At 71.0% G+C, this 1,011-nt stretch carries 1 protein-coding gene; it reads left to right on the top strand.

What is annotated here, in order from left to right; genetic code table 11:
• Positions 1–1,011 (top strand): glycosyltransferase family 4 protein (locus AC1D01_RS36295; protein WP_477874603.1); only part of this gene is annotated, 1,011 nt, incomplete at both ends.

Here is a 1,011-nt window from a genome sequence, read left to right as displayed (position 1 = left end):
GGTGCAGATCGTCGCGGCGTCGCAGTCGCATGTGCGCAGCCGGCAGCCGGAGGTCGATGCAGCACCGCTGGACGAGGCGATAGCCGGCATCGCCTACCGCTGGCTGCCGTCGCCGCGCTACCAGGGCAACGGCATCGGCCGGGTGCGCAACATCGCAGCCTTTCTGGTGCGGCTGTGGCGCGAGACGCCGGCGCTGGTCGAGCGCTTCCAACCCGACGTCGTGATCGCCTCCAGCACCTACCCGATGGACATGTGGGTCGCGCGGCGCATTGCGCGGCGCGCGAAGGCGACGCTGGTGTTCGAGGTGCATGACCTGTGGCCGCTGTCGCCGATCGAGCTGTCGGGCATGTCGCCGCGGCATCCGTTCGCGCTGCTGTGCCAGAAGGCCGAGGACGATGCGTACCGCGATGCCGATGTCGTGGTGTCGATGCTGCCGAAGGTGGCCGGCCACATGGGCGCGCACGGGCTGGACCTGCGCAAGCTGCACATCGTGCCGAACGGCATCTCGCCGGACGACTGGGCTGGCGAACCGGCGCCGCTCGATGCCGCCATCGCTGCCCACATCGCCGCGCAGAAGGTGCAGGGCCGCACCGTCGTCGGCTATGCGGGCTCGCACGGGCTGCCGAACGCGCTCGACGTGCTGCTCGATGCGGCGGCACTGATGCGCGACGAGCCGGTCTCGTTCGTGCTGGTCGGCGACGGCATGGAGAAGCCGCGCCTCGCACAGCGCGTCGTCGACGAATCGCTGCGCCACGTCGCGCTGTTCCCGCCGGTGCCGAAGGCCCAGATCCCGGCGCTGCTGCGCGAGGTCGACATCGCCTGGATCGGCTGGCAGCGCACGCCGATCTACCGCTTCGGCATCGCGCCGAACAAGCTGATGGACTACATGATGGCCGGCTGCGCGGTGCTGCATTCGGTGGACGCTGGCAACGACCCGGTGGCGGAGGCCGGCTGCGGCGTGACGGTGGCGCCGGAAGACGCCGCGGCGGTGGCGCAGGGCCTGCGCACGCT

This window comes from Rhizobacter sp. P3_B12, assembly GCF_056402895.1.
This window is presented reverse-complemented; position numbering and strand designations above follow the sequence as displayed.